The following is a 1412-nucleotide window of genomic DNA, read 5'->3' on the forward strand; positions in this document are numbered from 1 at the left end:
CCCCGGGCGCCGCAGGCGTCGCCGGTGCGGCGGGGCTGTAGCCCGCCGACGTCTCGCCGTGGCCGGTGCCGGCGGTCGGGCTTACCGGCGGCGCTGTCGGCGCAGCGGTGGCCCCTCCGTCGCCGCCACCACCTGCGCTCGCCGGCAATGGCTGCGGCCGAGGCGGCGCCGGTGTCGCCGGCGGCCGCAGCTCGTTGCCGCGCCGCAGCACTTGGTCCAGCGCCTCCGGCTGGACGGCGCCACCGGCGATCTGGCCGGGCGTCAACGTCGGCTCGAACCATTGGCGCAGCAGGTTCTCCTTGAAGAAGTCGAGCGCCCAGCGCTCCTTCTCCTTCTCGTCCTCCTCGCCCGTGAAGTCGGTCACCTTGATGTGGATCGCGCCATCCTGCACCAGTTTCTCGAATGCGGCGTCGATACCGGCTCGGACGAAATATACCTGCGCCTCCAGACCGGCGCTCAGCTGGTTGTAGACGCGCTCCAGGTTCGCCTCGATCTCGACGTTCAGCGCCGGCCTCATGCCGGTGAATTTGAGATCGTAGATGACGCCGACCGGCTCCGTCCCTTGCTCAAAAGCTTGCTCCAGTATTGTAGCGCCCTCCTGGCTCAGCGTCAGGCTGAAGGCGGTGGTGTTGTCGCCGTGCAGCGAAGGGACCGACGCGCCGAGAATTTTCTCGACGGCGTTGAAGGAGCCCGGCCCGGCTGGTGCGGCCGTCGCCGCCGTACCGCCCGCGCCTTGCAGGTTGAGCGCGACGCATTGCACCGTCCCTTCGTCGAACGGGACGGCTGCCAGCTTGGGGCGCTCCTTCGTGAGCGACCGCAGCTTGGAGAGAATGCGGCGTTCCAGATCGGAGTCGAGGCGCAGGTTGACCTCGAACATCAAGAAGCCGCCGCCCTTGGCACCGGCCTCTACCGCCGCCGGCTTGTATTTGATGAACGTGAACACCCCTTGCCCGTCGCGGCGAGCAAGCTGGACCGGACCCGGCAAATACCAGAATTGGCTCGGATCGGCGTGATCGGGGAATATCGTGACCCCCTCGACCGTAATCGTGCGGCTGCCCAGCAGTAACATGTGTGTCCTCCTTCCAAATTCAAACTAAAGTGCGACTTGGCGAAAAAATAGCGTTATGAAATCACCTTATCTCCCACGAAACTCCATTTTCTCAGAAAATAGCGTTATGGCTTCACCTTATTTCGGGTCACTCGGCTCCCTGCGGGAGGTTTTGGGAGGAATAGCATTATGCCGTAGCGTTAATTTGGAGCATAACCGGAGTTTGGTCGAAATAACGCTACGGCATCACCTTATTTGGTCGCGGTCGGCGGTGGAGGTGGGGTGGCGGCATATTCTTATGGTCTGGGTCGGCGGCGGCAGGTTTGCATCTGGACAAGGTTTCACCCAGCTTACTCAGCTCACC

General features: G+C 63.4%; 1 protein-coding gene. It reads right to left on the minus strand.

Annotated elements, in window-relative coordinates; translation table 11 throughout:
• The coding region (locus PKO02S_RS32025; RefSeq protein WP_218034001.1) for a hypothetical protein at positions 1 to 1069 on the minus strand (1069 nt) is incomplete at its 3' end.
• Positions 1070 to 1412 lie beyond the last annotated feature (343 nt).

Origin of the sequence: Paenibacillus koleovorans NBRC 103111 (assembly GCF_004000845.1) — a bacterium.
Taxonomy (GTDB): Bacteria; Bacillota; Bacilli; order Paenibacillales; family NBRC-103111; genus Paenibacillus_AA; species Paenibacillus_AA koleovorans.